Source organism: Nitrobacter hamburgensis X14, from assembly GCF_000013885.1.
GTDB lineage: Bacteria > Pseudomonadota > Alphaproteobacteria > Rhizobiales > Xanthobacteraceae > Nitrobacter > Nitrobacter hamburgensis.
Genome location: NC_007964.1, coordinates 647,225 through 672,598, shown reverse-complemented (window position 1 = coordinate 672,598; position 25,374 = coordinate 647,225). Strand labels below are relative to the sequence as shown.

The following is a 25,374-nucleotide window of genomic DNA, read 5'->3' as shown; positions in this document are numbered from 1 at the left end:
TTTGCAGCGATCCCTTTCTACGATGTGCGCAATGGCAATTCCTGGGAGACAACCAAATGCAAGCAGTTCGACGTGACATTGTCGCCGGCGCAGTCGGCGTCGCCGCCGCTTCGGCGCTTGACGCAAGTGCCGCGCAGGCGGCGGCGGACGACGAACTGAAGGCGATCCCCGAACTCGCCCCGCACTGGAAGAAGCTGGACCTCGCGGCGATCCTGCGCAAGCCGGCGGCGTTCGCGTCCGTGAGCCAGAACAATTCGCTGTATCAGCCATGGGGCGCGCAGGCCGCCGAAAAGCAGTGGGAGCGCGGCAATCTCGCGGCCACGGTCAAGGTGGTGAACGCCGCGCGCAAGGCATCCAACTTCAAGTCGTTCAACTGGATCGGCTACGAAGTCTTCCGCGCAAACTATCCGCAGTCCGAGTTCGACAGGGTGCAGTATGAAAGCTGGACCGGCGCGCTGGATTTCCCGCCGGAGAAACAGAAAGCCGACAACGAACTCGTTCCCGAACTGCGCGCGCTGGTGCAGCCCGGGGATCTCGAATTCAACGAACTGGCGTTCCAGACGGCATTCGTCGGCACGCAGCTGCCGCTCGAATTGTCACGCAAGCGGATTGACGTGCTGGTTCTGACCGGCATCCACACCGACTGGTGCATCGAGGGCAATGCCCGCGCCGCGCGCGACAACGGCTATTTGCCCATCGTTATCGGCGATGCCACCGGCACGAAGAAACCGGAACAGCTTGCGGGTGCGCTGGAGCGCATCAACAACTTCTTCGCGCCGGTGATTTCCTCCGATACCTTCGTGCGGTTGCTGGGCCAGTCGAACTGAGCCGGTCTGCCTCTGCGATGCTTACGATGCTTCGGACCGGTTCTGACACCGGTCCGTCGCGCTGCCCCCCGCCGACTGTCCCTTTTCGATACAAAACGTCGCACTGGCGATGTCGGCAACAACATTTTAACCGATAATTAACGATGGACCTTGAAGACCGCGCGCCGACTTGCTTTGATCAGGATATGAGCACGACCCTGATCGAACTCCGGCCGGCCAAGGTCGCGGATGCATCCGCGGTCGCAGCGACCCATGACGAGGCCTGGCGTTCGGCCTATCGGGGCATCATTCCCGGCGCCGAACTGGAAAAGCTGATCAACCGCCGCGGCCCGCACTGGTGGGACAGCGCGATCCGCAAGGGCAGCCGCGTCAGCGTGCTGGTGTTCGGCGACAACGTCGCCGGCTATGCCAATTACGGCCGCAACCGCGCCCGCAGCCTCCAGTACGACGGCGAGATCTACGAGCTTTACCTGCGCCCCGAATTCCAGGGCCTGGGCTTCGGCCGGCGGCTGTTCACCGCCGCCCGGCGCGACCTGATGCAGAGCGGGCTGAAAAGCATGGTGACCTGGGCGCTGTCCGACAACGAGCCGGCGACGGAATTCTACCGCGCGCTCGGCGGCCGCATGGTCGCCCGCTCCTCCGAGAGGTTCGGGCCGAAGTCGCTCGACAAGGTGGCGTTCGCCTGGACGGGCTAGTGGTCCGGTCCCTAATCGTTAATGTTTGGCTCCTCGGTCAGTGCCGGGCATAGCCGTTCGAAAAACGGCGTCGCTTGCGCTCGCCTGTGCCCGGCAATCCATCTTTTTCGGAAGACTCTTCCCGAAGATGGATAGATACGCGGGTCAAGCCCGCGTATGACGACTGTGTATTGACTGACGCTCTTCAATCACGGGGCTATCCATGCGTATCGACGCGATCTCGATCGGACCCAATCCGCCGTTTGAGGTGAATGTCATCATCGAGGTGCCCGTCGGCGGCGAGCCGATCAAGTACGAGATGGACAAGGACGCCGGCACGCTGGTGGTCGACCGCTTTCTCTACACGGCGATGCGCTATCCCGGTAACTACGGCTTCATTCCGCACACGCTGTCGCAAGACGGCGACCCCTGCGACGTTCTCGTCGCCAGCACGCGCGCCATCGTGCCCGGCGCCGTGATGAGCGTGCGGCCGGTCGGCGTGCTCTTGATGGAGGACGAGGCCGGCGGCGATGAGAAGATCATCGCGGTCCCGACCTCGAAACTGACCCAGCGCTACGACAGGGTGAAAAATTATAACGACCTGCCGGACATCACGCTGCAGCAGATTCGGCACTTCTTCGAGCACTACAAGGATCTCGAACCCGGCAAATGGGTCAAGGTGCTGCGCTGGGGCGGCGCGGAAGACGCCCACCGACTGATCCTGGAGGGCATCGCACGGGCCAAGGGCGAGTAGCCAGAGCGACATGCGCGGGCACAGCCGTTCGAAGAACGGCGTCGCGTTTGCTCGCCTATGACCGCGCATCCATCAATCCGAGAAGCGATGGATTGCCGGATCAAGTCCGGCAATGACAGGGCTTTGGCGCTCTACACCCCCGGCGCCGGCAACCCCTTGATCGCGCAGGCGGCGCGCAGCGTGTTGACCAACAGGCACGCCACTGTCATCTGACCGACTCCGCCGGGTACCGGCGTCACCGCGCCCGCGACCTCCATGGCCTCGTCGAATGCAACATCGCCGATCAGCCGCGTCTTGCCATCGGCCGCCGGCCGACGCGTGATGCCGACATCGATCACGGTCGCACCCGGCTTGAGCCAGTCGCCGCGCACCATTTCGGCCTTGCCGACGGCCGCATAGACCAGATCGGCGCGGCGGCAGAGTTCGGGCAGGTTGCGCGAGCGCGAATGCGCGATGGTCACCGTGGCGTTTTCATTGAGCAGCAACTGCACCAGCGGCCGCCCCACCAGATTGGAGCGGCCGATCACGATGGCGTCCATGCCTTCGAGCGAGGAATGCACGCTCTTGGTCAGGATGATGCAGCCGAGCGGCGTACATGGCGACAATGCGGGCAGGCCGCCGGCGAGGCGGCCGGCGTTGTGCGGATGCAGCCCGTCGACATCCTTCGCCGGATCGATGGCGGCGACGATCGTTTCGGTATCAAGCCCCTTCGGCAGCGGCAGTTGAACCAGAATGCCGTGCACGGCGGGATCGGCGTTCAGTCTGGCGACCAGCGCCAGCAAGTCCGGCTGCGCCACATCGGCCGGCAGCACGTGTTCGAACGAGGCCATGCCGGCAGCCTGGGTCTGCTTGTGTTTGCTGCGGACATAGACTTCGCTCGCGGGATCGCTGCCGACCAGCACCACGGCGAGGCCGGGTGTGAGCCCGTGATCGCGCTTCACCCGCGCCACCTCAAAGGCCACCCGCGCGCGCAAATCGGCGGCGATGACTTTTCCATCGATGATGCTGGCCGTCATGCTGATCCCTGGTCTTATTATTCTGGTTGAGCCGCGGTCAACGCGCGAAGGGCATCGCCGAGCTTGACGGGATCGCCGCCGACCGCGACCTGCTTGAGCCGCGACGTCGCTCCCGCAAGTATCCGGACATCGATTTTCCGCACCCCGAGCGCCTTCGCCAGCACCGCCATGACGGCGCGATTGGCTTCGCCGCCTTCGGCGATGGCGCGGACGCGAACCTTCACCACCGGGCGTCCGTCGGCCAGCATTTCAATGCCATCGATCCCGTCGCGACCGCCGCGCGGTGTCACCCGCAGGGCGATGCTAAGGCCCTGCGAAGAATGCCGCCACGGCTCCATCGGGCCGCCGATCAGAAGACGGCGGGATAGATGTAATAGGTGATGACCCGCTGCATGAACAGGATGATCAGAATCAGGATGATGGGGGAAATGTCGAGCCCGCCGAGATTCGGCAGCAACCGCCGGATCGGTCCCAACAGAGGTTCGGTGATCCGTTCCAGGAACTCAGCCACCGCGGCCACGAACTGATTGCGGGTATTCACCACATTGAAGGCAATCAGCCATGACAGGATCGCCGAGGCAATCAGCAGCCAGACATAGAGGTCGAGGATGATGAGGACGATATCCAGTATGGCGCGCATGGGGGATTGGCTCGCGGGTTTGGTCGTGGATTCGACTAGTGGAGTAAGAAGGCTCGCTGAAACGGAATGTGAATATTAGGATCGAACCACTAGTGTGGCGGTTCAGAAGTTCTCTTCACCTTTGCCAAGTCCGTCAAGAGAACTTCTGAACAGAAACCGCACTATAGCGTTTTCGAGCAAGGTGGGTACCGGTTCGCGTGAAGAAAACGCGTCAAATCAAAATCATAGAGCCCAGTTTCTGAGCCGGGAAAATATCGTTTCGGCTCCCGCCAAACAAGGCAAGTCCAGGGGAATGAGACCCAAAATGCCGATTTCGGCCGTTCTTGACTTGCCGTCGGCGAGGACTGTAAATGGCGGCGTTTCCGGTCCGCCGCATCTTTCGCCGCCGACCGTGGACGGGGCCATAGCTCAGCTGGGAGAGCGCGTCGTTCGCAATGACGAGGTCGGCGGTTCGATCCCGCCTGGCTCCACCAGCGATCTCCTTCGAGGCAACCGTCGCCGCAGCGTCTTTCCGGCATACCGACCCAACAGATCGGGGCTAAAAGCTCCTTCCGCGCGAACCTTTCGAGAACGCCATAATCGGCGTGGCGTCATGATCGCCTTCGCATCTGGAAGCCCGCGACCGCCCGCAGGATGACGTCGCGCGGAAACAGCCGAAGCAGAAACGGCAACATTTTGATCCCGAGGCCGGGCAGTACGGCCCTCTTGTTGGCCATCAGACCGCGGTAGCCGTCCCGGGCAATGTCCTTCGCGGAGACGTTCAGGATCGCAGAGTCGAAACCGGGCTTCATGCCCGCCCGCGCCTGAAATTCCGTCGGTACCGGGCCAGGACAGATCACGGTGACACGGACGCCGCGGGGACCGAGTTCGCCGCGCAGCGCCTCGCTGAACGACAGGACATAGGCCTTTGACGCATAATAGACGGCCATGCCGGGACCCGGCAGAAATCCCGCAATCGACCCGACGTTGAGAATGCCGCCGCGCAGCCGGATCAGGCTTTCGGAAAACCGCAGCGACAAATCCGTCAGCGCCCGGACGTTGAGGTCGATCATCGCGAGCTGATCGGCGCGATCCAGTTCAGCGGCACTGCCGAACAGCCCATAGCCGGCATTGTTCACGAGATATTCGACATCGGCGCTCTCGGCAGCGAGCACCGCCGCGATCCTGTCGCCGGCATCGGTGCGGCCGAGATCACAGGGAATTACGATCGGGGGCGCGCCGCCCGCCGCGGCGATTTCGGCCGCCAATGTATCGAGGCGATCGGCCCGCCGGGCGACCAGGGCCACCCGATGCTTATGGGCGGAAAACACCCGCGCCAGCTCGGCGCCGATGCCGGAGGAAGCACCTGTTATCAACGTCACCGGATGGGTCACGATCCACGCTCTTGAAACGATCTGCGAGATAACAACGTCAATGTCCGAAGCAAAGACGGGCTTGGCCCGGCGCCGCGCCGATCAGCGCTCTGCGTTTTGTGACCGCCCCCTCAGGTCGCGGGATCGACCGCTGTCCGCTTGCCGGCGACGCGATGCTTGAGTTCGATGCGATCGCGCGAGGAAATGGCCAGGAGATCGGCGGCGCGCCACACCACATTCTCCTCGAATTCGCTGACGCGACCGTCCGCATAAACCAGTTCCCACATCATTTCGACAATGCGCAAGCGGTCCTCGTCATTCAGCGAGCGCATGAGCACGCTGGTGAAACGATAGAGGTCGACCGCCTCGCCCTCCACCAGCGCCGCCGACTCGATCAGCTTGTCGGCGGTGCCCGGGTCCAGCCCAAACCGGCTTTCGATCAGGTCGTGCAGTTTGCGGATTTCGACGCCAGAAGGCTTGCCGTCGAGCGAAATGACATGGACGAACAGCGCCGTTGCCGCAAGCTTGCACCCTGTTTCATCGAACGACCGATGCCCTGGCGCTTCGAGTGTTACAACCTCGGTGATGAAATGACGCAATCTATCGAGCATCGAGTCTGCCGCAATGTTTGGGTCATATGGCCGCGTTCACAACACGGGGCCGAAGTAAAACATACGCCGTTCGCCAGGGTTCCTCGCGAGGAGATTACACTTCGGCAAAGTAGCAGGTCGTGAAGAGGTGAGCTTACTGGCCGTGCTCGACCAAGGTCCTGGCGCACTTCTTGCTGAGCTTGGCGCGGTGTTCCTTCAAGCACGCGAGAACGACCATATCGCCGTCGTTCATCTTGGCCCGGCAATACCGCGCCACGTCGCGCGCGCACTCGGAATGGTGTTTCTCCGCAGCGGTTTGCGCTGACGCCGCTGCGCTTATCGCGAGAAGGGGAAGAAGCGATAAAATAGCTGCAAATCGGATCATCGGCGCTCCCTCACGTCGGGTTGAAATCTGGCTGCACCCTGTCAACCGACCGGCGATTGCCGGCACCAAAATATCACGCGCGTCCTGGACCGGACGATGAAGGAACTGGTGCCGCGTGTGTGGCTCGAACACGCGGCACCATCATTATGAGACGCATAGCATAGGGAAACAAAGGCTCACAAGACATCACGAAGTTTCGCTCTTGGCGCGGGCCTTCGCGGCACCACCGGACATACGGCGGACGGATGCCGGGTGAATCGCGTCATCTCATGATCCCGCGCCCCGCCGGTCAACGCGACAATTCCATTTCGTGAATTTAAGCGATCCCAGCGTCGCGCGACGCCAGTTTTAGTCGCGCCTATTGGTCTGATAGCTCCCCCAAGCCATGCTCAGGGTTAAAGCCAAAAAGACCGCGATCAGACCTCCGAGAACGAGAACGGAATCAACTGACATGATTAGGGTCTCCCAAAACAGGATCGCCCCCTTTGAATACGTACCCGGATGTTTCAACTCACACCAATCACGGCTTCGGGACTCGGGCAACCGGGCGTTGCCGTGTCCGCCTTGGAGCCGGACGCCAAGGGCGGCCCTTCAGCGGCCCCCGGGCGGGAACGGGTATCCGCTGCCGCCCCCTACCATCCTGAATACGGGAGCGGTCCAGCGCTCGATCTGAAGGCCGAAACGCTTCATGCGATCGCCTTCACATCGCCGGCCGTTCTGTCGAAACCACCTTCCGGTCTTCTGGTCTCATGGGCCTCTGCTCGATCACGTGGTTCTCGCCGCACACCCCGTCCGGTTCCGGACCCCCGCCACCGCCCGATGATGACGAGCCGCCGAAGCCGATACTGGTCCAACTGCCAACACACGCGCCGCATCAAGCGACCTCGACTCCCGGCGTCGCTTGGCTGTGGTACCCTGTGATCAGCACCCCAAGACAGCGTTCCCGCCGCGGTCCGGCGCCCTGGCTTAGGCCCGCACGACATTGTGATTTGAATCTGCGCGTGGCCATATGTCCACGCTAACACCGCCGAGCGGAGGCCCACGGATGCCAGACTTAGACCCTCTCGAATCCGTCGCGGCGTCCGGGCTAGTTTCCGCATCGCTGATTGCAGCGTTGATACCGGCGCTGGTCGATACCGGCGTCCTATCGCCGCGAGGCGCCCGTGAGATTTATGAAAACGCCCTGCTCATGATTGAAACACAGCAAAGCGATGATCCTTCCTCGAAACGAATCTATGAAGCGGCGCGGGAATTGATCGAGTCGCACCTGCGGCCAGAATAGGAAACCTCGCCGGAGCACGGCCGAGATCGTAGAGGCGCGCTGATGTCCAGCATCGAACCCCTCGCTCGCGAAGTCTGCGAACTGGTTTGCCGTCAAAACGGCATGGCCGAAGCCGATATCCCGGCATGGGTCGATAGCCATTGGGAAGCGGCGGCGGCCGAGATCGAGGCCGGTAATTGCGACGATAACGGCGAGATCATTCCGGGACCAGATTGGCAGAAAGGCGCAGAAGCCTACCGCGAGCGGATGGCAGCGAAACACAAGCCAAAATAGAAAACCCCGCCAGCCTGGACTGACGGGGGCTTTGAAGCCGGTGCTACCACCCAAGGGTAGGATAGTAGTTCGACCCGCTCGGATTTCTATCGCACGTTCCGCCAATTCCTGACGCCGTTGCTCTGCATGCCTCAAAGGTCGAGAACCGGCAATCACCGGAGTAACCCCAACCATCGCCTTGCAAGCAGTAGGCATCGGATTGAGCGAACGCCGGATATTGAGCGAACGTCGCCCGAAATTGAGCCAACGTCCGATGTTGGGCTAATGCTGGCGCGCTGGCGCTAACCAGTGTTCCTATTGCCAGAACTGCTGAGAGAACTGTTTTCATGTCGCCTCTCCCTTTTACAGCCTAACGGAATTACGGCCCAACGGAGAAACAGTGCGTCCGTTCCCATCAAATTCTCGGGATGGAAAACCCCGCCGGAGCGGGGTTATTGGCGCTGAACTTTTATACTTAACCGAAGCCGCATCTTCCGAAAGAGAGAAAAGGCGCACACCTCGGGTTTCCAGCAAGGCCAACATGTTACCAATTGGCCGAGCAGATCAGGGGAGCGCATACCTCCCCCGCTTCTTTCTCCCCTCGTTCACCCGGCCGTGAGAACCTGTTTCCAACCCGAGGGGACCAGTATCGCGCACAAAAACCTGCTGCCGACTGATCCCGGTGGCGGGTTTTTTGTGGTCCGGACGCGACCACTGGAACGCGCCTTCCACTCACCGCGTTGTCAGTTCGGACGGGTCTGCAGCCCAATCCACGCGTTAGAGAGTACCGGATGGGTTGCGGTCACCGGCCGGGATCCGCCGGTGGTGACTATCGCCGGCGGGTTCTTGTGGAATAAGCGCGACCCAAATGAGGGAAGGCACAGCTTATGAACTGAGCAAGAAGCCGTCAGCGGGGCGCAAGCTGACTGATCAGTTCATTGGCGAAGGCGGGCATGGCCGCGCCGGCTGCGAAGTCGAACGCGTTGATCGAGATGAAGACGCCAACGCCACGCGCCGGCGAGAAGGCAATATAGGACAGGGTGCCCTGCCGCCCGCCAGCCTTCTGCAGGACGAGCGGGCGCGCATCCGCCGGGTTCATCACGACCCAACCGAGTCCCATCGCATCCATATGGCCGGACTCATCGAGTCCGGAGACCGGATCGAGGCCGTCTCGCACTCGATAGGTCGCGTGGTCGAGGGTGCGCATCTCGGCATCGTCGCGTCCGAAACGGTCAAGATGCCACTTCAACCAACGCACCATGTCGTTCGGGGTAGAAAACAATCCGCTTGCGGCGGCTTGCATGTCGCTGACTTCGGTCAGTGGATAGGCCTTGCCATCCGGCCCATGGCCCTGGAACAGGCGCGCCTTCTGCGCGTCACTCAGCCGGACGGCGGTATCCTTCAGTCCGGCCGGAGCAAAGACGCGCTCCTGAAGCAATTGGGCATAGGGCTTGCCCGCTGAATTGGAGAGCGCCTCGCCGAGCAGATCGAAGGCATAGTTGGAGTAGTGAAGCCCCGTGCCCGGAGCGAAGAGAAGCCCCTGATCCTTCAGGGCAACCTTGTACATTTCGCGCGAGACTAAATCCGGGCGCGCCGGATCGCGTTCAAGCGCAACCTCGCGGGGCAGGCCGGAGCCATGGGTGGCAAGGTCGAGCAACGTGATCTCGCGGCCGTCCTTCTTTGGCACCATGACACTCGGCCAGCCCAGCCGGTCCTGCAGGCGGTCGCTCAGTCTGACGGTGCCGTCGGCGGTGAGGCTGGCGAGAACCTGCCCGGCAAAGGCCTTCGAGATGGAGCCAACGCGGATCACGGTGTCGCCGTCCGGCTCGCGGGCGCCGTCGGCTCGTTCGCCGTAGCCCACGACGATGCTCTCGCCATTGCGCACCACGGCGAGCACCATGCCAGGGACCTTCATCTGCATGAACGCAATCTGTCCCTGGAAGCTGACCATGTCCTTCAGGAGAGCGTCATCCGCGGATGCTGGCGCCGTCACGGACAGGCAGACAGCCAAAGACACCAAAGCCGCCTGAAGCGCCTGAACCATCTTCACCATGCTTACCCCACAACAATGAAAGGCAGTTTCCCGTTCGTGCGGGGTCGCCGCGCTACAATCCGGCGAATCGCCAGAGGGCCACGCTACGCTCGGAGTCGGTTCCATTGAACCGAGCGGTCATGATTTTCATGGGGAAGCTGTGGATGCCTCCCCTCAATCGGCCGACCTCAACCGCCTCATTATGAACTCGATCTCGCCGCCGGACAGTTCCCGCCAGGTCTCAGCCTTCGACATGTACGCCGCAGCCGGCCGGCGATCGAGGAATGTGCAATCGCCGTCTGACGGGCTTGGTCCAAGGGTTGCCTGAAGGTCTCCCGGGCATCGCCGTTTCACCGACGCGCGCCGGTGAGGATGAAACTGGGCACCGCTATGTCATTGCGGGGCCTTGGTAATTTTCCACGGCGATCCCAGGTCTCTGAAACCCTGCTTTGATGTGAGCCCGACGGCTCTTTCCTTGTTCTTCCCCATAACGCCCCAACGAAGTCCAGCGTGCGGCCATGGGAACCGTGTTGCCTCTGTTCGTTATTTGTTCTATTTATATTTTGAGGGCAGGAATCGGATGAACACCGCAAAATTTTTCGACGAACGAACGGATCAGTCGGAAGTCAAAGCACGCATCGTGCAGAAGTACTTCTATGCTTGGGCCAATGTCATTATGCCGACCGCGCAGAAGAATGGCGGGCGGGTCGCTTACATCGACCTGTATGCCGGGCCTGGCCGGTACAAGGACGGGGCAGCTTCGACGCCGCTGCTGGTGGTAGGGCACGCCATCGCCGATCCGAAACTTGCGTCGATGCTCGTGACACTTCTTAACGACTCAGACGGGAACAAGACATCCACGCTTCAAAACGAAATCGATGCTCTGCCTGGCATCGGCAATTTGAAACACAAGCCGGTCGTGTCCTGCGGCGAGATCGATGAAGAAGCAGAGAAATATTTCAGTCAGGTCAAACTTGTTCCGTCGTTCTCGTTCATTGATCCCTTCGGCTATAAGGGCCTCTCCCTGAAAATCATCAAGGGTGTGATTAAGGACTGGGGCTGCGATTGCGTGTTCTTCTTCAACTACAATCGTATCAATGCCGGCATCGGAAACCAAGTGGTGGCCGATCATATGGATGCTCTTTTCGGCAAGGTGCGTGCTGACGCATTGCGTGCGCGGCTGCCCGGCTTGTCACCCGAACTGCGCGAGGCGCTGATTCTGGAGGAACTCGCGGCTGAGATTAAAGCCCTTGGCGGAACCTTCGTCCTGCCGTTCACTTTCAGAAATGCGAGCGGCACGCGCACGTCGCACAAGCTGATTTTTGTCAGCAAGAACTTCAAAGGCTACGCCATTATGAAAGACATTATGGCGAAGGAAAGCTCGACGGAAGATCAGGGCGTGCCGTCCCTGGCATATTCTCCAGCCGATTGGTCAATGCCCTTGCTGTTCTCACTGCAACGGCCCCTCGATCAGCTGCGTGCGACCTTGCTCAAGGACTTCGCCGGGCAAGAATTGTCCGTCGTGCAAATTTACGAACGTCACAGCGTCGATACCCCTTACGTCCTGAAGAATTACAAGGAAATCCTGACGGCACTCGAAGCCGAGGGAAAGGTCGCCGTGCGAAGCCTGAAAGGTTCGCGGCGGAAAGGAACCTTTGCCGATCATTTGCTGGTCAGATTTCCAGCGGGTGGCGTCGATGGCGAATAATTCCTCCATCGAATGGACGGAAGCGACGTGGAATCCGGTCGTCGGATGCACAATCATTTCGCCCGGTTGCACAAACTGCTACGCGATGCGTATGGCACGTCGGCTTGAAGCTATGGGTCAGCCTAAATATGCCGGAACAACGCGCATGTCTGGCGGGCGTCCGAAGTGGAACGGCGTTGTAAGGATTGACGAAGAATCGCTCCTGCTCCCCGCTACGTGGAAAACCGGTCGGTTGATCTTCGTGAACTCAATGTCAGACCTTTTCCATGAAAATGTGCCATTGGCATTCATCAAGCGCGTCTTCACTACAATGCGGAAGACGCCACAGCACACGTATCAAATACTTACGAAGCGGGCTGAACGTCTTGGGGAACTATCTGCGAAACTGGCGTGGCCCGCGAATGTCTGGATGGGCGTGAGCGTCGAAAATGAGGACTATGTTTACAGGATAGACTGCCTTCGGCGCACGCAGGCAGCGATTAGGTTTTTGAGTCTTGAACCTCTGCTAGGACCGCTCGACAATCTCGATCTCACTAACATCGATTGGGTGATTGCGGGCGGTGAAAGCGGACCCCACGCCCGCCCCGTAGAAGCCGACTGGATACGCAACATCCGGGATCAGTGTTTTGATGAAGGAGTCGCTTTCCATTTCAAGCAATGGGGTGGCGCAAACAAGAAAAAGACGGGACGTGTTCTTGATGGTCGAACATGGGATGAGTTTCCTGCCGGCTCCGGGGTGTAGGCGCTTGCCGGTGGTGAGCTTTGTGCTTCGCCTATAGCGGCGTAGCAAAAGCTGTAATCAATTCGGTTCTTCGCAAGCAAATTTGCGCAGAAACGCAGAAAGCTATCTGACCAGAATCTGACCTATAGCCCCGAAGGCGGCTCGCGTATTTCCATGCCCACGCCAATCGGCAACGGGGCATAGCGCAGTCTGGCAGCGCGGAAGTTTCGGGAACTTCAGGTCGCAGGTTCAAATCCTGCTGCCCCGACCAACCTCCTTAAATTCAATGCGTCTCAGGCCGATGACGGTCACCGACCATCTCGGCGACCCAGTCGGGGTCGTTGTATTTCTGGATGATGGCAAGCATCAGCTGCCAGCCTGTCGGTATCTCCGCATCCGGCGACATGTCGGGCAGAACGACTGACATACGTCCGTCGGTGTCGAACACGAGCGCGGCCTGATCCGGTTTCAAAACCGTGCCGTGATCGGTGTGTGCTTCTTCTTTTTTCATGGCTCATCCCTCCCTCGTCGGTAGCCGCGTGATTGATCCTGCTCCCGGTTCTTGCCAGCGCCAAGCTTGTCCTGCCGTGCCTTCCAGCCCTTCTTCTTGTTGGCCTCGGCATGAAGTTCGCCGTGCGGCAGGACGATGTCGAGCTTGTTGACCACGATTTGGTCCTGCACGGTTTCCGCTTTCTGCTCGCGGGCGGCTTCCATCTCCTGAACCTGACGCCGCACCGCCGTCGCCAGCGAGCGCAGCTCCCACGCCTCCAGGCGTGAAAGCGCCTTGGTGCGGCGATCCAGCACCAGGCGCTCCCGCTGGTGACGGCGCTCCAGCGCCTCGCGCTCGATGCGGTGGCGCTCAGTCGGGTTGATCTTCGGATTGCGCCGCAACGGCGCGATCACCGAGCGCAGGCCCGGCACCCTGTCGAACAGCGCGAAGATCGCGCCTGCCGCCCGTGCGAACGGTTTGTCGGCCTCCGCCTTGTGCGCGGCATGCAATGACATGCGCTCGGCACCGTGCGTCGTTGCAAGCTGCTGATCCTTGCCGCCGAGCTTGTGCCGCCGCGCCTTGTGCAGGGTAGCGAGCTTCGCAGCGCGCTCCGCCATGGCATGTTTGACGCGCTGGTCGATCCGCGCCCGCGACGAAGCCTCGCGCTGCGCGATGGTGGCCTTGACCGCATCGACGCCTTCGACCTGCGCCTCGATCGCCGCGAGCTTCTGCCCGATCTCGCGGGTGCGCACGCCGTCGATCTGGCGGGCAAGGCTGTGGATCTTGCCGAAACGGTCGACCACGACATAGACGCGCTTGTCGCCGGCGGCGAGGACATAGCCCTTTTCCTTCAGCGCCGCACGGAACGCCTCCGCGCTGTCGGACCGGCGGTAGGCTTGCGTAATCTCCGCCCGGCGCTGCTCCGGGGTGATCCCGGTGGCCTCGGCCTGCGCCTTCTCCGCGAGGGTCTGCTCCTTCTTGCGCGCACGCTCAGTGCGCTTGTCCTCAGCCAGACCCTCCGGCAATTCGAGGCCGAACTCCATGGCAAGCTCACGTGCAAGCCCCCGCAGTTTCTGGCGGTCGTGGGAGAGCTGCACCGCACGCATTTTGGCGGTGTCGATCCGGCACCACACGACATGGGCATGCTCGCGGCCGTGCTTGACATGGAACACCACCGCACGAGCCTGGCCCGAGAGCCCGAGGCGCTGCTCGATGCGGTCGATGGCGGCATAATACTGTTCGCGGGCGAGGGGCGCGGACGGGTTGACCGAGAGGCTGTAAAGCGGCTCCTTGCACCGCGTCCCCGCAGCAAGGGCCTCGTACTCGGCAAACGCTCCGTGCAAATGCTCCGCGACAGTGCCTCTGATCTGCGCCACCTCGACGCGTTCGTTGTCGAACGCATTCATCAGGTGGGTCGCCAGATCAGTGCCGCCCGCACGCTGGTTGCCTTTCAGGATCATGGGCTACGCCCCATGGCCTGGAAGCAGACCGTGCGCATCTCGGCGAGGTCGCGGAAGGCGGCGGCCACGAAAGGATCGTTTGGGTCGATCCGGCCGGCCGCCTGCGCGGAGCGAAACACCTCCGCGACGCGCCCCAGCTCGCCGAGCAGACGGGCAGCCATCTGATGGTTGATCGTCGGGCGTCGTGTCGCTCGGGTCGCTGGCGTTCTCAACACCGCACCGCGGATCACGGAGGCCACGCTGGTTCCAGCGCGGTCGGCAAGCTGCCGCACCGCCTCGGCCTCGTGATTGTTGAAACGTGCGGCAAGCATCGTCTTGCGATGGCGCTTGTCCGACCCGCTCCGCGACATGACCGCCTCTTTCCGCGCATCCAATGACGCGCTTCATTGGTCGTGATGCAGCGCCGAAACGCTGCACTCGGCAGTCAGAAGGCTCAATGCCTGATGCTGCCGAACGTGCGGGGGATACAACGGGGGCCGGCCATAAGAGGCCCCCTTGTCAAGATAGGCGCGGATCATCCGCGCACATCTTGCCCTCATCACTAACGACGTCTTCTATGATTGTAGCGGAGAGAAATTGAAAGACGCATTAAGAGCGGTAAAGCATACCCGCGTGTTCAAATGCATCAGATGTAACTGATATTAGCAGGGTTTTGCGCCGTTGGTCAAACTTTGGCCAGCTACTTTAGACACCCGATATATTAGCTTCCACGTCGAGAACATAATCGGACAACACCGCATCGACTTCGCATTCGGCGGCGATGATGGTCGGCCAGCGTCCCGAGCGATCCGGCCCGATTGTGGCACCGGCTTCCTCGATCAGGTATTGCGTCAGTTCAAGGTTGTTGGTGCCCACCGCGATGTGCAGTGCGGACAAGCCGGTCTGTTCATGGATGGCGTTTACGTTTGCGCCTTCCGAGAGCGCGCCGCGAATGGCAGTGAGGTTACCGGTAAAGGCTAATCTAAGAAGCATGTAATCAAGGCGCGTGTTGCCCGAGTTCGTCGAACTGTCCCGGGTTTTCTGTGGCGTTTCGGTCATGACGCGTTATTCCTTATCGGCCGCAGCTCGTGATTGCGCCGCCCCGAACAGGGCGGGGGATCGAGATCGGGTTCGGCCAGATTACCATGCACCGCCTCTCCGCGAAGGTATCCATGCTGGCCTTCCCGCAGCCAGTAGACGCGCGGCAGACGCGTCAGTCTGTTCTTGAGCAGTATGAATATGAGCGGATCGAAATATAGCATTACGCCTTCGTTCGCCGCCGGCCGGAACGACCCGTAAGCGCTTTCCGATGCCGTTGCCAATTCATGAACCTTCAGGCCGCGCCCGCTGCCGGAGATGCGGCAGAGATTATAGGACTTGCCGGGTTTCATGTGCTCGCTCTTGACCACAAAATGGGCGTGCCAGATTTCGCTGGCCCAGATCTCGTAGTCGCCCGCCAGGCGGGAAGGAACCTCATCGGCAGGCTGGTCGGCGATATCTCGCATGAAGAACGCACCGAGATCGTGAGCCAACTCGTCGTGCGAGGTCATCGCGCCGGTGCGCTCGACGAAGGCGGCGCAGACCGTGATGAAACCGTCATTGACGCGGCCTTCGCCGGTCAGGAACCGCTGGAGTGTTTTCAGCGCTCCGACCTCGTCAACGGTACGGCCAAGTTTTTCGGCAATATGCAGTTGCAGGTTGGGAGCGCCGATGCGGTTGTCGCGGGCATAGGCCAGAAGCGCGTGGCGAATCCGTTCGCGCTCGGCGACATCGAACTTGGTCTGCCGCCATGGCTTTCGTGCTGCCTGTGCTCCGTCCATCATTTCTGTCCAGTATTTGACCAGGACCGGAACGAGGCCACGGCCGCATGGTGCGGCCATGGACCTCGAAACTATCGCATATCTTGGCCTCGGCGTCTCCACCTTTGCGCTCGTCAGCTGGCGCTCGCAAAAGACCGAGACCACCTTCGGCTCCGCCGAATGGCTCCAGCCATGGGTGGCCAGCCGCAAGGGGATGTTTCGCAGAGGCGGCCTCGTGCTCGGCGACTGGACCGGCCTTTCTCCGGTCTACTATCGCGGCGCGGGTCACGCGCTCACCGTCGCCCCAACCGGCTCGGGCAAGGGCACCTCGGCGATCGTGCCGAACCTGCTGCGCCATCCCTTTATCTTCCTGATCGATCCCGGCGGCGAGAACACCGCGATTGCCGCCAAAGTCTGGCGCAAGAAGGGCTACGCGTTCTCCTGCCTCAATCCATGGCGGATGCACACGACAGCACCTTGGTCGCTGCCGTCCCACAGTCTCAATCCGCTCGGCATCCTCGATTCCGAAAGCGAGACTTTCGCGAGCGACGCCGACCTGCTCGCCGACATGATCGTGACCCGCACCGGCAGCGAATCCGGCTCGTCCGCTTTCTTCAAGGACGAAGCGCAAAGCGGCATCCGCGCCTTCCTGATGCATATCGTCACCACCGAGCCGGAAGAGCGGCGCACGCTCACGACCTTGCGCGAATACATCGCCGCCAACGCCGAGAGTTGGGACGCGCTGATAGCCTCCATGAAGACGAACAAGGCGGCAGGCGGCATCGTCGCCCGCGAAGCGGAGCAGATGGAACGCCGCGAAGCGAACGCGGGCGGCGAGTTCTCGGCGGTGCTGTCCACGATGAAGCAGGACACCAACTTCATCGAAGATCCAATCATGCAGGCGGCGCTGTCGCGATCGACCGTCGATCTCACCGTGCTGAAGGGTCGGCGCGGCAATGAAAAACTGCCGGGCGCGGTGTTGTCGGTGATCATTCCGCTGGAATATCTCGACACTCACGCCGCCTATGCGCGCCTGATCGTCGGCTGCGCCCTATGGACCATGCAGCGTGGGCCGCTGGCGCGCGAGCGCGTCCTGTTCCTGATGGACGAGTTTCCAGCGCTGAAGCGCATGGACCGGATCGCGGGCGGTCTCGCTACCTTGCGCAAATACCGCGTCTGGCTGTGGCCGGTGATTCAGAACATTGGCCAGCTCAAGGAGCTGTACCGCGCCAACTGGCAGACCTTCCTCTCCAATGCCGGCCTGAAAATGTTCATGGGCGCGGGCGATCTTGAGACGGCGCAATATATCTCCGAGCTTTGCGGCGATGCCACCATCGAGGTGACGACGAAGACGCCGGGCGGAGAATCGGTTTCGCCGGCCGTGCGGCGGCTGGTGACGATCGAAGAGGTGATGCACGCCAATGGCGGCCAGCAGATCGTCTTCGTCGATAATCTGAAGCCGCTGCTGCTGCGCAAGACGCCGTACTGGAACCGGCCGTCGCTGCGCCGCGCCTTTCATCGCAATCCGTACCAGGCCGGCACGCCGGGGCTTCCGTTCCGCACCCCGTTCGCGGCGCTGTGTGGCGTGTTCCTGCGCTGCGCCGCATGGCTGGCTGGACCGCCGCCGTCGGTCGTGGCGCTGATTTTCTTCGCGCTGGCGACCTGGTCGCATCTCGGAATCTCGCTCGGGCGAGGGACCGAAGCGAGCAATCCCGCATGCCTGTATCTCCAGACCGACGGCGTCAAACGCGGCTACGTGCGCTCGGCGCAAACGCCGTGTCCGCTATTCATATTCACCGAACTCTGACCACGGGAGACGACCATGGCAACCCTCAAATCCGAAACCGGCAGCGATGCCCTGGGCTTCGTCGGCTGGACGCTTTACGCGATGGTCGGGCTGTGCTTCTGCCTCGTCGCGTTCGAATTCGTTGGAATTCGTCTGCCGGTATCAGATTCGCCCGGCCTGCGGTTGCTGGAGATTCTGGCTTACAGCGCGATCGGCTGCGCCATGCTGCATCTGATCCTCACGGTCGTCTACGCCTTCGTGCGGACCATCAGCGCGACGCTGCTCGCGGGACTTGAGATCGTCCTCGGCTTTGCCGAACGGCTCGGCACGACGCTGGCCCAGTTCGCGATCCGGCTGCTGCTCGCCCTCGCAAGGCTGGCGCTGGTGCCAGTTGTCTGGCCATGGCGGACATTCCAGGCGCGTGTCCTCGCGCCATGGCAGGAGCGCCGCCGCCAAACAGCGGAGCTACGCCGTCTCTATGCCGATGTGAAAGATCAATATCGGACCTTTGACGATTTCCTGCGCGCGTTCAACGGCGAATCCCGCAACGACAAGGACACGAGGAAAGATGACCGACGCGATGAGCGTGCCGATCCCGCGCCCGCTGACGCTTTCGCTGCCGCGTGCGCGCTGTTCGGCCTTGCCGCCGCCGACTCCTTCACCAATGCCGCGTTCAAGGCGGCGTACCGCAAGCGCATGAAGGAAGCGCACCCGGACCTCTCCGGCAATACGGCCCTTGCCGCGAAACTCAACGAAGCGCGCGATCTCATCAATGCCCGCAAAGGATGGAAACGATGACGAACTGGCTCAAACCTTACAGCAAGCTGCCTGCGACCAGGGCGACGGCACTCCCGGCAAAGCAGGATTTCAACGCGAAGCTCGCCGCCTTCAAGAAGGCGCACGGGTTCCGGGAGCGATACACGATGCTGTGCCACTGCTCCCGCCACGGACGGCCGTTCGAGGTTGTATTCGAGCGCGCCAGCGAAGCCGATCGTTTCACCGTCAGCGCAGTCAACAAGCTCGCTGAACACGCCGGCGGGGGCAGCTCCGCCGCGCCGCAGGAAAAGCGCTTCGATGTGAAGCAATTCAACACAAGCGGCTGGCATTGCGCGTGGTGCTCCGCGCAAAGCTGGATTCACTGTCATTGCGGAAGGAACAACTGCGACTATCGATTCAGGCAGACCGGCGGCACGCTCTACAAATGTGAACCGGGCTGCGGCGCGACCGGCGACATCGTGCCGATGACCGAAATCGCGGCGTCCGCCGCGAGCGGCGCGCCCGCCAGCATGAAGGGACGCGGGGCATCCGCGCTGCCGAGCACGAACCGGACGAGCTTGCCGAGGCCCGATCTGCCGAGGCTGACCGGAAAATAGCGGATGACCATCCGCTCGTGGTACTATGGAGCATGGTCACTCGTGCCCCGCGAGGGGATAAAGGCAAAACGGCGGCTACCAAAACCGACGCACTCAGGATCAAGCTCAGGGGGCGCGACAACGCGCCTCTTTCAATTGCGGAATGGCGCGACGCGCTATTCGAGGCGGCGCGCCAGCTCGCGCAATACGAGCCGGACTACCGGATCAAGACCGCCGACATTTATCTGCGCATCGTCGATGAGAACGGAACGCAGGTCCGGATCAACGCGAAGAACGAAATCACGATCTATCCCTATAAGGCCGCTGCCGACGAACACGGCGTCTGAATCGTGAGCTGATTTAGCGCGATCTGAACTCTTGGCAGGTTCGGTGAGGGGGCGCGTCATGACGCGCCCCCGTGCTCTGCCTCGAAATGCATCGCGGCGACACGGTCGCAGCGGTCGAAGTCAAGGCCCGCCGCCGCGCACAGATGACGGATATCGGTGAGCAGATCCGTAACGGCATCTTCGCCGTAGGCGGGAGCTTCGCCGCGAACCCAGGCGGCGCGCGCAAGTGCGGCGCGGGCGGATTCAATATGAACATGTTTGCACATCACGATGTCCTCCGGAGGAGAAAGAAGGGCGCTCACGCGCCCTTCTCCTGATCCTCGGAAGGGGTGCGAAGGACGATGCGTCCACCGTTCACCGGAACCAGGTCGAGCTGCAAGGTGAGGCCCTTGCCGTCCTCGTGATCCCAGGCTGCGCCGATGCGGGTCCAGAAGGATTTATCCTCGCCCTTTTCGGTCACCGCGTAGGCGATGAAGCTGGGAGCTTTCGTTTCGCGTCTCGCTTCCTTGCGGCTGTAGTTTGCGTTGCGTGCCATGATCTGTCTCCTTTGTTTGGGTTGGCTCGAACGCCATCAAGGAGACCGGGTGAGAAAAGCCTTCATGCACCCGCCGGGGAAACGGGCAACACGGGAGCGCCCCGCGAATGGATCGGGCCGCCCGTTGCATGATGGCTGCACCCGGTCATGGTGGCGTTCAGGATGAGTCAATTCCGGACAAAAAGGAGAAAGCGGCGCGCAGCATCGGCAAACGTGCCGTAAATAAGGCTGCGAAGGAAAATCCGCGCGGACTGAAAACGAGTCCGTACCGACGCAACGAGGAAAATCCGGCAGTGCGGCCCCGCAGGCCAGACGGTCACAAGGGCAGAAAAGCGGATCGTGGTCTATCGCGACTGGTCGGTGAGAGCGAAGCAATCCGCTCCGGCATCACCCGAGGCATCATTGCTCGCAGCAATAACGACCCAGGCATCTCCGGGCGGGCGCGAACGCCGCCTCTAGCGCCTGACACACCTCACCCTGAAGGCAGTAAGCTTATTAGCGTAGCCCTGGGTACCATTGGGGAAGTACTGGGGCCACGCGGAGTTAGTATCGTACTCCGTAGAAGACCAGTAGTAGGAGGCGTTCTGGAGATTAGTTATGTTACCTGCTGCTTCGATTGTACCCTGCACCGACCATAGATAATACAGTTCCACACGGCTAGGCAGATACCAGTCGCTATGCCCCCCTGTGGTCAAGTCTTTGCAGAGTTTAAACGCCGGAAAGGTCGTGCTGTTCGCCACCTGATTGGTGTTGGCCCGTCCGTCATAGGTTGAATCCGTGGCTATGTCGTTCGTGCCGGTCGATGTTTTCCACTGGCTTGTCGTGCCCTGATCTGTTGTTGGGATGAACAAATGTTCCTGCGTAATCGGGTGATACCCCGCGAACACCGTCCCGTCCGCGCACAGATCGCCGATAGTCGCGCAGCCGGAAGGCCCCACAAGGCCGGACGACTCAAAAGGGAGTGAGGCAGACCTCCATCGCTGCGAGGTATCATCGTAAATCAGGGAGACGCTCTGATCCGCGCCGATGGTGAAATCGGCCCCGATGGCGAAGCGATTGGCTGCGGCAGACGAGGCATTCTGATTGGACAGCACGATCGGATTGGAGCCGACATTGAGAAGAGTCAGCACCCGCCCATCCGCGCCGTCCACGATTCCGGTGATCGAGTGCGACGCGTCGCTGGTCAGGCGAAGCACCGATGTCTTGATATCATATTCGGCCGGATCATAGTCGTTCTGGTCTGCCGCGATCTGCGCGGGTGAAATGTCTCCTGAAAGCGCGAAACTGCCGCCAACATCGAGCGTCGTACCGGGCAGCTCGCCGTTGGCGTGCGTCCCGATCCCGATCCTGCCGTTTGGGAGTATTTGAAAGGCAGCAGGGTCCCAGCCCGCGCCGTCGACAAAACCAATACCGAACGTATTAGGGCCACCTATCGCGCCGAAGGCGGTGCTGCCGTCGCCGTTAGCCCAGATTTGCCATCCCGCCGAGGTGGCGTCGCCCAACGTGTCGCTTCCGTTGCTTTTGGTCAACAGGTTCAGGACAGCCTGCTGGTCTCCCGTTCCGGGCGTCGCAATAGTGAGGCCCGTTTCCGCCGGATCTGTAGAATAAATGTGCAGCCTCTCCTTCGGCACGCCTATTGTGCCGATGCCGAGATCGCCCGCGGCTGAAAGATACATTTTCGAACTGTAGCTGGTGTTCCGCGTATTGAAGTAGAGGCCAGAATTATTCCCGGTGCCATCTTCCCACATTGCGCCGACGCTTCCGAGCTTTATGGAGGATGGACCTTGATAGACAATTCCCACCCCCGTACCCGCTGACGCGGGACTCGAATTGATGAGAGTGGCGATCTCGGAGACGCCGCCTCCTGAATCCGCTACAGAGATGCGTGTGCCTGAAACAGGAGATGTGCCGATGCCGACGTTTCCGTTCGCGTCGATTCGCGCGCGCTCGGTACCGCCTGTCACAAAGCCCAGCACATTCGCATTGTCGCCCGGGCTATAAAGTCCTGTATCCGGATCAAAGTAGAACCTGTAGCCTGGAGTACCGACCGAACCGTTGCTGCCGAGCATCCCACCAAAGGCTGTCAGGGACGTATTGACGACCGCGTCGCCGTTGACCGTCAGCAGTGCGGTTGCTGGCGTGATTCCAATCCCGATTTTACCGCTTGCATCCACGGCAATACCCTCATTGCCGCCGTCGCCCGAAAGATAATTCGAGCCGAGAACGATGTTCTGTGTCGCCGTATGATTGCCGAGGTTGTCGCCGCTGCCGGTGGCCGTGCCGTTCGCGATCTGCCGCCAGCGCAAGGCCGTCGAGTCATACATCAGCATCGCCGATTGCTTCGCCGCGAGCGCGAGATCGCCGGTGAGCGCGAAGCGGTTTGCCGCCGTGCCGGTCGCGCCGTCGTCGTTTTTCAGCACGATGGGGAAGCTGCCGATATTCATGACGGTGACGACGCGCCCGTCCGCGCCTCCTGCGAGACTCGTGATGTTGCGAGAGGCATTGCTGTTCACCCGCAGCACCGAAGCCGTCGAAAGACCTGCCGGGTTGTAGTTGTTCTGGTTCGCCGTTATTTGCGCGGGGCTGATGTCGCCGGAGAGCGCAAGAGTGCCGGCAACGCCGGTCGCGCCTGTCACGCCGAGAGCGCTGTTTACCGTGAGCGCGCCGGTCGTGAGCGTGTCCGTAGCCTTATTGTAGATGAGTCCGCCATCTCCGCCCAGTGCAGTCCCGCCATCGTTGAATTGCACCTGCGTGTCTGAGCCCGCAGCGTTGGCGCTGCTTCCCGGGCCGCCATTTGATCCGGCAGGGATAAAGCAGCGATAGGCGTGGTCGGTTCTTGTGTATGGGTAAGAGGACGGTATCCCGCCAGCGGTCGGTTCGATCCCGCCGCAAGATTCATTGTCAGCGCTGTTCCAGGAAGGCGAACCTACCCATTCGAGATTGGCATGAATCGTGAACCCGCCGATCGATGCCTGAGCCGCTTTGTATTCATTGTAAGTCGGCAACCGGCCGCCATAACTGTTCCAGCAGCTTGTCGCTGCGTCCCGGCAATTTAACCCGGATGCCGCCACAACGCTGTCTTTCATGCAACCGAGGGTCTGTCCCTGGCTTTGAAGCTTTGTGAAGCCAGAGGGGCAGCTGAATGTGCTCGTTGCCGTGCCGTTGCTGGCGGCGCGCCAGCGAGAAGCGGTACTGTCGTATGTAAGAATAACCGCCTGGTTTGGCGTTAAAGCAAGATCGCCTGCCAGCGCAAAGCGGTTCGCTGCCGTGCCGGTAGCGCCATCGTCGTTCTTGAGAATAATCGAATTACTGCCGATATTCATCAGCGTGACGATGCGCCCGTCCACTCCGCCCGCAAGGCTTGTGACGTTACGCGAAGCGTCGCTGCTCATCCGCAGCACCGAAGCGGTCGAAAGACCCGCCGGGTTGTAATCGTTCTGGTTCGCCGTGATCTGCGCGGGGGAGATGTCGCCCGACAGGCTGAGGGCATATGGCAGGACGCTGTTCGCCGCCGCGTCGAAATCGAGCACGCTGTTCCAGACGCTGCCGGAGCAGACCATAAGGTGCCCAACCCCGGAAAGCTCCGGGCCGCCGGAAACCGTGTAATTCCCCACGCCCGTGCAGGCGGACCCGGGGGTCGGTTCAGCAGCGAAGGCAGGCGCAGCGGCAAGAGCGACAAGCCCGCTCAGTGTGAGAAGACGAATCCGCAGACGGTTACTGCGGCGCACGGCTGCCTCCCGCGCGTTCATCGAAATACTGAACACCGGTATCGGAGATGGAGCCGCCATACTCGATCTCGTTGCGAACATGCAGTCCGGCAGCGTCGAAGCGCGCGACCTCGCGACCTCCCGCCATGACGCGGACTATGCCGCGCGGCCCGTCGGCAATGATCGCCGTCCGATTTTCGTCAGCAGCCGCCGTCAGGATTCGCGTGGCTGCATCCGCAAGAATTGCAAAGGAAATTAGAAATAATAAAACTGCAATTGATCGCACTAAACCCTTCCTTTTCGTTCAGTCTATAGTAATCTGATTTTATTTTCAGTTAAAGCAGGATTATCCTTTTGTATTTACTTGTTTATACTATGAAAATTACTTGGCTCTAACTTACACCGGCTTCCCGCCCAATCCTCTCCGAAAAGGAACCATAACGCGCAGCGCCAGCAGCTGCGGAACGCTCGTATTTCTGCGTAAGGATGAGTAGCCGCCATGACAGAAAACATCGGCTACGCGCGCGTTTCCACCGAAGAACAAAATCTCGATCTGCAACTGACCGCTCTGCGTGAAGCGGGCTGCAAAAGGATATTCCGGGACAAGGCGTCGGGCGCTACCGCCCGCCGCAAGGGTCTTACCGAGGCCATCGCATCATGCGGCGCGGGCGACGTGCTGGTCGTGTGGAAGCTCGACCGCCTCGGGCGCAGCCTCCTTGATCTCATCGGACTCATCGAAGGTTTGAACGGTCGCGGCGTGGGACTCCGGGTTCTTGCCGGTCACGGCGCGATGATCGACACGACCCGCCCCGAAGGCCGCATGATCTTCAGCATGCTCGCAGTGCTGGCGGAGTTCGAGCGCGAGCTGATCCGCGAGCGTACGATTGCAGGAATGCGCGCCGCCAGAGCGCGCGGCGCGGCAATCGGCAGACCACGCAAGCTTTCAGCAACCCAGATTCGCCGCGCGAAAACCCTGATCGAGTCAGGCAGGCAGACACGCGCGCGTGTCGCCGCGCGGCTCGGCGTTCATGTCGGGACATTGCGCCGGGCGATTACCGGAGCGGATTAGTATTCAAGGTCGTATCGGCTTCGCCGCAGACCGAGCTGTTCCTGCTCGCGCATCCTGACCAGCATTCGGCCAAGCCGCTGCGTTCACAGGCGCATAGACCTCCTTTCATTGGAAAGGAGCACAATCATGAATGTCTACCGGCCGGCGGAAGCCATTCGACAATATCGGGTGCTGATCGACGACGTTGACGATTCAACGGCGGGGGAGCGCGCGGAAGTTGCCGCACATCGGGAGGAGTACGGCGACGAATACATGCCAGCACGCAGGCATGGCCCGGAGAACGCGGCTTTGCTGCTGCGCTTCATGCACGAAGTTCACGGGATTCCGCTTTCGCAGGCGAGCCAAAGCGTGGTTGAGTTGCTCAAGGAATTGGACGTCCTGCGCTTCAACGGACGTGATCCGGTTGTTGTAGCCACGGGCCTTCTACGGGCGACCGGCAACGTCATCATAGCAGCGGCGACCGCCAGCCTTTACGCGGAAGCGGCCAAAGGCTCGGCATCCGAGCAATCCTGGCAGGATGTAGTCGATGCGCTTTGGCACGCCGATCTCGTCGAGGACGACACCGAGCAAGCGAAGGGGAGGACGCTGCACTGAGCGCGTGCGTCGGGCCAAATATC

At 61.2% G+C, this 25,374-nt stretch carries 29 protein-coding genes and 2 tRNA genes; 14 read left to right on the top strand and 17 right to left on the bottom strand.

The features are described from left to right. Positions 1-56 precede the first annotated feature (56 nt). The 3 genes from NHAM_RS03180 to ppa all read left to right on the top strand — a co-directional run bounded on the left by NHAM_RS03180 (position 57) and on the right by ppa (position 2,255). On the top strand, positions 57-827 hold the full coding sequence (locus NHAM_RS03180; protein WP_011509205.1) for a cysteine hydrolase: 771 nt from the start codon (positions 57-59) through the stop codon (positions 825-827). Between the two features lie 185 nt (positions 828-1,012). Continuing rightward, complete coding sequence (locus NHAM_RS03175) at positions 1,013-1,522, top strand: GNAT family N-acetyltransferase (RefSeq protein ID WP_041358669.1); 510 nt, start codon at positions 1,013-1,015, stop codon at positions 1,520-1,522. A 202-nt stretch (positions 1,523-1,724) separates the two neighbouring features. Continuing rightward, the gene (gene ppa / locus NHAM_RS03170; RefSeq protein WP_011509203.1) at positions 1,725-2,255 is read left to right on the top strand and encodes an inorganic diphosphatase; all 531 of its coding nucleotides are present in this window, start codon (positions 1,725-1,727) and stop codon (positions 2,253-2,255) included. Positions 2,256-2,386: 131 nt separating this feature from the next. Here ppa and NHAM_RS03165 read toward each other — a convergent pair whose 3' ends face one another. The 3 genes from NHAM_RS03165 to NHAM_RS03155 are packed head-to-tail and all read right to left on the bottom strand — an operon-like array spanning position 2,387 to position 3,911. Then, positions 2,387-3,271 carry a bifunctional methylenetetrahydrofolate dehydrogenase/methenyltetrahydrofolate cyclohydrolase gene (locus NHAM_RS03165; protein WP_011509202.1) on the bottom strand — a complete coding sequence of 295 codons (885 nt, stop codon included), beginning with the start codon at positions 3,269-3,271 and terminating at the stop codon, positions 2,387-2,389. 17 nt (positions 3,272-3,288) lie between these two features. Next, the gene (locus tag NHAM_RS03160) at positions 3,289-3,609 is read right to left on the bottom strand and encodes a DUF167 domain-containing protein (RefSeq protein ID WP_011509201.1); all 321 of its coding nucleotides are present in this window, start codon (positions 3,607-3,609) and stop codon (positions 3,289-3,291) included. An 11-nt stretch (positions 3,610-3,620) separates the two neighbouring features. Next, positions 3,621-3,911 carry a YggT family protein gene (locus NHAM_RS03155; RefSeq protein ID WP_011509200.1) on the bottom strand — a complete coding sequence of 97 codons (291 nt, stop codon included), beginning with the start codon at positions 3,909-3,911 and terminating at the stop codon, positions 3,621-3,623. Positions 3,912-4,308: 397 nt separating this feature from the next. On the opposite strand from NHAM_RS03155, the gene NHAM_RS03150 reads away from it, so the two are divergent. Then, a tRNA-Ala gene (locus tag NHAM_RS03150) sits at positions 4,309-4,384 on the top strand. Between the two features lie 117 nt (positions 4,385-4,501). On the opposite strand, the gene NHAM_RS03145 is transcribed toward NHAM_RS03150, so the two are convergent. From NHAM_RS03145 to NHAM_RS03135, 3 genes are all read right to left on the bottom strand, one after another. Further along, positions 4,502-5,284, bottom strand: coding sequence for an SDR family NAD(P)-dependent oxidoreductase (locus tag NHAM_RS03145; protein WP_041357646.1), 783 nt, complete (start codon positions 5,282-5,284; stop codon positions 4,502-4,504). Between the two features lie 110 nt (positions 5,285-5,394). Beyond that, positions 5,395-5,874, bottom strand: coding sequence for a TerB family tellurite resistance protein (locus NHAM_RS03140; RefSeq protein ID WP_011509198.1), 480 nt, complete (start codon positions 5,872-5,874; stop codon positions 5,395-5,397). Between the two features lie 133 nt (positions 5,875-6,007). Further along, a complete protein-coding gene (locus NHAM_RS03135) occupies positions 6,008-6,238 on the bottom strand; it encodes a hypothetical protein (RefSeq protein WP_011509197.1) in 231 nt (76 codons plus the stop codon). A 1,324-nt stretch (positions 6,239-7,562) separates the two neighbouring features. Between NHAM_RS03135 and NHAM_RS03130 the strand changes: the two genes are divergently transcribed. Further along, a complete protein-coding gene (locus tag NHAM_RS03130; protein ID WP_011509196.1) occupies positions 7,563-7,793 on the top strand; it encodes a hypothetical protein in 231 nt (76 codons plus the stop codon). Positions 7,794-7,836: 43 nt separating this feature from the next. Here the strand turns inward: NHAM_RS03130 and NHAM_RS24435 are convergent, their stop codons facing one another. Beyond that, positions 7,837-8,121 (bottom strand): DUF3551 domain-containing protein, encoded by a 285-nt coding sequence (locus NHAM_RS24435; RefSeq protein WP_011509195.1) that lies wholly within the window; start codon positions 8,119-8,121, stop codon positions 7,837-7,839. 558 nt (positions 8,122-8,679) lie between these two features. Beyond that, complete coding sequence (gene ampH, locus NHAM_RS03125; protein WP_011509194.1) at positions 8,680-9,825, bottom strand: D-alanyl-D-alanine-carboxypeptidase/endopeptidase AmpH; 1,146 nt, start codon at positions 9,823-9,825, stop codon at positions 8,680-8,682. 559 nt (positions 9,826-10,384) lie between these two features. Between ampH and NHAM_RS03120 the strand changes: the two genes are divergently transcribed. The 3 genes from NHAM_RS03120 to NHAM_RS03110 all read left to right on the top strand — a co-directional run bounded on the left by NHAM_RS03120 (position 10,385) and on the right by NHAM_RS03110 (position 12,504). Continuing rightward, complete coding sequence (locus tag NHAM_RS03120; RefSeq protein WP_011509192.1) at positions 10,385-11,512, top strand: three-Cys-motif partner protein TcmP; 1,128 nt, start codon at positions 10,385-10,387, stop codon at positions 11,510-11,512. Beyond that, positions 11,502-12,254 (top strand): DUF5131 family protein, encoded by a 753-nt coding sequence (locus tag NHAM_RS03115; protein WP_011509191.1) that lies wholly within the window; start codon positions 11,502-11,504, stop codon positions 12,252-12,254. The genes NHAM_RS03120 and NHAM_RS03115 overlap by 11 nt, the downstream gene beginning before the upstream one ends. Before the next feature lie 173 nt (positions 12,255-12,427). Then, positions 12,428-12,504: transfer RNA gene (locus NHAM_RS03110), tRNA-Pro, on the top strand. A 12-nt stretch (positions 12,505-12,516) separates the two neighbouring features. On the opposite strand, the gene NHAM_RS03105 is transcribed toward NHAM_RS03110, so the two are convergent. The 5 genes from NHAM_RS03105 to NHAM_RS03085 all read right to left on the bottom strand — a co-directional run bounded on the left by NHAM_RS03105 (position 12,517) and on the right by NHAM_RS03085 (position 16,042). Then, positions 12,517-12,744 (bottom strand): hypothetical protein, encoded by a 228-nt coding sequence (locus NHAM_RS03105; RefSeq protein ID WP_011509190.1) that lies wholly within the window; start codon positions 12,742-12,744, stop codon positions 12,517-12,519. After that, positions 12,741-14,183: a relaxase/mobilization nuclease domain-containing protein gene (locus NHAM_RS03100; protein WP_011509189.1), complete on the bottom strand. Its 1,443-nt coding sequence runs from the start codon at positions 14,181-14,183 to the stop codon at positions 12,741-12,743. Before NHAM_RS03100 ends, NHAM_RS03105 begins: the two co-directional genes overlap by 4 nt. After that, positions 14,180-14,533 carry a hypothetical protein gene (locus NHAM_RS03095; protein ID WP_041358667.1) on the bottom strand — a complete coding sequence of 118 codons (354 nt, stop codon included), beginning with the start codon at positions 14,531-14,533 and terminating at the stop codon, positions 14,180-14,182. The genes NHAM_RS03100 and NHAM_RS03095 overlap by 4 nt, the downstream gene beginning before the upstream one ends. 334 nt (positions 14,534-14,867) lie before the next feature. Further along, positions 14,868-15,221 (bottom strand): ankyrin repeat domain-containing protein, encoded by a 354-nt coding sequence (locus NHAM_RS03090; protein ID WP_011509187.1) that lies wholly within the window; start codon positions 15,219-15,221, stop codon positions 14,868-14,870. Beyond that, on the bottom strand, positions 15,218-16,042 hold the full coding sequence (locus NHAM_RS03085; RefSeq protein WP_041357645.1) for a hypothetical protein: 825 nt from the start codon (positions 16,040-16,042) through the stop codon (positions 15,218-15,220). The genes NHAM_RS03090 and NHAM_RS03085 overlap by 4 nt, the downstream gene beginning before the upstream one ends. Here NHAM_RS03085 and NHAM_RS03080 point away from each other — a divergent pair. From NHAM_RS03080 to NHAM_RS03065, 4 genes are read left to right on the top strand one after another with little or no spacing between them, the layout of a single operon-like run. Continuing rightward, positions 16,041-17,768, top strand: coding sequence for a type IV secretory system conjugative DNA transfer family protein (locus NHAM_RS03080; protein ID WP_011509186.1), 1,728 nt, complete (start codon positions 16,041-16,043; stop codon positions 17,766-17,768). The two genes, NHAM_RS03085 and NHAM_RS03080, sit on opposite strands and share 2 nt — an antisense overlap. Before the next feature lie 15 nt (positions 17,769-17,783). Next, positions 17,784-18,545, top strand: a complete 762-nt coding sequence (locus tag NHAM_RS03075) for a hypothetical protein (RefSeq protein WP_011509185.1) — start codon at positions 17,784-17,786, stop codon at positions 18,543-18,545. Next, positions 18,542-19,120 (top strand): hypothetical protein, encoded by a 579-nt coding sequence (locus NHAM_RS03070; RefSeq protein ID WP_011509184.1) that lies wholly within the window; start codon positions 18,542-18,544, stop codon positions 19,118-19,120. The genes NHAM_RS03075 and NHAM_RS03070 overlap by 4 nt, the downstream gene beginning before the upstream one ends. A gap of 32 nt (positions 19,121-19,152) precedes the next feature. Beyond that, positions 19,153-19,446, top strand: coding sequence for a hypothetical protein (locus NHAM_RS03065; RefSeq protein ID WP_011509183.1), 294 nt, complete (start codon positions 19,153-19,155; stop codon positions 19,444-19,446). A gap of 56 nt (positions 19,447-19,502) precedes the next feature. Here NHAM_RS03065 and NHAM_RS03060 read toward each other — a convergent pair whose 3' ends face one another. The 4 genes from NHAM_RS03060 to NHAM_RS26380 all read right to left on the bottom strand — a co-directional run bounded on the left by NHAM_RS03060 (position 19,503) and on the right by NHAM_RS26380 (position 23,974). Beyond that, positions 19,503-19,748, bottom strand: coding sequence for a hypothetical protein (locus tag NHAM_RS03060; RefSeq protein WP_011509182.1), 246 nt, complete (start codon positions 19,746-19,748; stop codon positions 19,503-19,505). Then, a complete protein-coding gene (locus NHAM_RS03055; RefSeq protein ID WP_011509181.1) occupies positions 19,745-19,981 on the bottom strand; it encodes a hypothetical protein in 237 nt (78 codons plus the stop codon). Before NHAM_RS03055 ends, NHAM_RS03060 begins: the two co-directional genes overlap by 4 nt. Positions 19,982-20,436: 455 nt before the next feature. Then, positions 20,437-23,511 carry a DUF1566 domain-containing protein gene (locus NHAM_RS03050; RefSeq protein WP_198136984.1) on the bottom strand — a complete coding sequence of 1,025 codons (3,075 nt, stop codon included), beginning with the start codon at positions 23,509-23,511 and terminating at the stop codon, positions 20,437-20,439. Between the two features lie 184 nt (positions 23,512-23,695). Next, positions 23,696-23,974 (bottom strand): hypothetical protein, encoded by a 279-nt coding sequence (locus NHAM_RS26380; protein WP_011509179.1) that lies wholly within the window; start codon positions 23,972-23,974, stop codon positions 23,696-23,698. A 213-nt stretch (positions 23,975-24,187) separates the two neighbouring features. On the opposite strand from NHAM_RS26380, the gene NHAM_RS03045 reads away from it, so the two are divergent. Together NHAM_RS03045 and NHAM_RS03040 are read left to right on the top strand one after the other, a co-directional pair. Next, positions 24,188-24,757 (top strand): recombinase family protein, encoded by a 570-nt coding sequence (locus tag NHAM_RS03045; protein WP_011509178.1) that lies wholly within the window; start codon positions 24,188-24,190, stop codon positions 24,755-24,757. 126 nt (positions 24,758-24,883) lie between these two features. Continuing rightward, the gene (locus NHAM_RS03040) at positions 24,884-25,351 is read left to right on the top strand and encodes a hypothetical protein (RefSeq protein ID WP_011509177.1); all 468 of its coding nucleotides are present in this window, start codon (positions 24,884-24,886) and stop codon (positions 25,349-25,351) included. Positions 25,352-25,374 lie beyond the last annotated feature (23 nt).

Bases quoted from the DNA above. Each gene is read 5' to 3' on its own strand.
- NHAM_RS03180 (WP_011509205.1), top strand. From the start codon at position 57: ATGCAAGCAGTTCGACGTGACATTGTCGCCGGCGCAGTCGGCGTCGCC.
- NHAM_RS03175 (WP_041358669.1), top strand. From the start codon at position 1,013: ATGAGCACGACCCTGATCGAACTCCGGCCGGCCAAGGTCGCGGATGCA.
- ppa (WP_011509203.1), top strand. From the start codon at position 1,725: ATGCGTATCGACGCGATCTCGATCGGACCCAATCCGCCGTTTGAGGTG.
- NHAM_RS03165 (WP_011509202.1), bottom strand. From the start codon at position 3,271: ATGACGGCCAGCATCATCGATGGAAAAGTCATCGCCGCCGATTTGCGC.
- NHAM_RS03160 (WP_011509201.1), bottom strand. From the start codon at position 3,609: ATGGAGCCGTGGCGGCATTCTTCGCAGGGCCTTAGCATCGCCCTGCGG.
- NHAM_RS03155 (WP_011509200.1), bottom strand. From the start codon at position 3,911: ATGCGCGCCATACTGGATATCGTCCTCATCATCCTCGACCTCTATGTC.
- NHAM_RS03140 (WP_011509198.1), bottom strand. From the start codon at position 5,874: ATGCTCGATAGATTGCGTCATTTCATCACCGAGGTTGTAACACTCGAA.
- NHAM_RS03135 (WP_011509197.1), bottom strand. From the start codon at position 6,238: ATGATCCGATTTGCAGCTATTTTATCGCTTCTTCCCCTTCTCGCGATA.
- NHAM_RS03130 (WP_011509196.1), top strand. From the start codon at position 7,563: ATGTCCAGCATCGAACCCCTCGCTCGCGAAGTCTGCGAACTGGTTTGC.
- NHAM_RS24435 (WP_011509195.1), bottom strand. From the start codon at position 8,121: ATGAAAACAGTTCTCTCAGCAGTTCTGGCAATAGGAACACTGGTTAGC.
- ampH (WP_011509194.1), bottom strand. From the start codon at position 9,825: ATGGTGAAGATGGTTCAGGCGCTTCAGGCGGCTTTGGTGTCTTTGGCT.
- NHAM_RS03120 (WP_011509192.1), top strand. From the start codon at position 10,385: ATGAACACCGCAAAATTTTTCGACGAACGAACGGATCAGTCGGAAGTC.
- NHAM_RS03115 (WP_011509191.1), top strand. From the start codon at position 11,502: ATGGCGAATAATTCCTCCATCGAATGGACGGAAGCGACGTGGAATCCG.
- NHAM_RS03105 (WP_011509190.1), bottom strand. From the start codon at position 12,744: ATGAAAAAAGAAGAAGCACACACCGATCACGGCACGGTTTTGAAACCG.
- NHAM_RS03100 (WP_011509189.1), bottom strand. From the start codon at position 14,183: ATGATCCTGAAAGGCAACCAGCGTGCGGGCGGCACTGATCTGGCGACC.
- NHAM_RS03095 (WP_041358667.1), bottom strand. From the start codon at position 14,533: ATGTCGCGGAGCGGGTCGGACAAGCGCCATCGCAAGACGATGCTTGCC.
- NHAM_RS03090 (WP_011509187.1), bottom strand. From the start codon at position 15,221: ATGACCGAAACGCCACAGAAAACCCGGGACAGTTCGACGAACTCGGGC.
- NHAM_RS03080 (WP_011509186.1), top strand. From the start codon at position 16,041: ATGGACCTCGAAACTATCGCATATCTTGGCCTCGGCGTCTCCACCTTT.
- NHAM_RS03085 (WP_041357645.1), bottom strand. From the start codon at position 16,042: ATGGCCGCACCATGCGGCCGTGGCCTCGTTCCGGTCCTGGTCAAATAC.
- NHAM_RS03075 (WP_011509185.1), top strand. From the start codon at position 17,784: ATGGCAACCCTCAAATCCGAAACCGGCAGCGATGCCCTGGGCTTCGTC.
- NHAM_RS03070 (WP_011509184.1), top strand. From the start codon at position 18,542: ATGACGAACTGGCTCAAACCTTACAGCAAGCTGCCTGCGACCAGGGCG.
- NHAM_RS03065 (WP_011509183.1), top strand. From the start codon at position 19,153: ATGGTCACTCGTGCCCCGCGAGGGGATAAAGGCAAAACGGCGGCTACC.
- NHAM_RS03055 (WP_011509181.1), bottom strand. From the start codon at position 19,981: ATGGCACGCAACGCAAACTACAGCCGCAAGGAAGCGAGACGCGAAACG.
- NHAM_RS03045 (WP_011509178.1), top strand. From the start codon at position 24,188: ATGACAGAAAACATCGGCTACGCGCGCGTTTCCACCGAAGAACAAAAT.
- NHAM_RS03040 (WP_011509177.1), top strand. From the start codon at position 24,884: ATGAATGTCTACCGGCCGGCGGAAGCCATTCGACAATATCGGGTGCTG.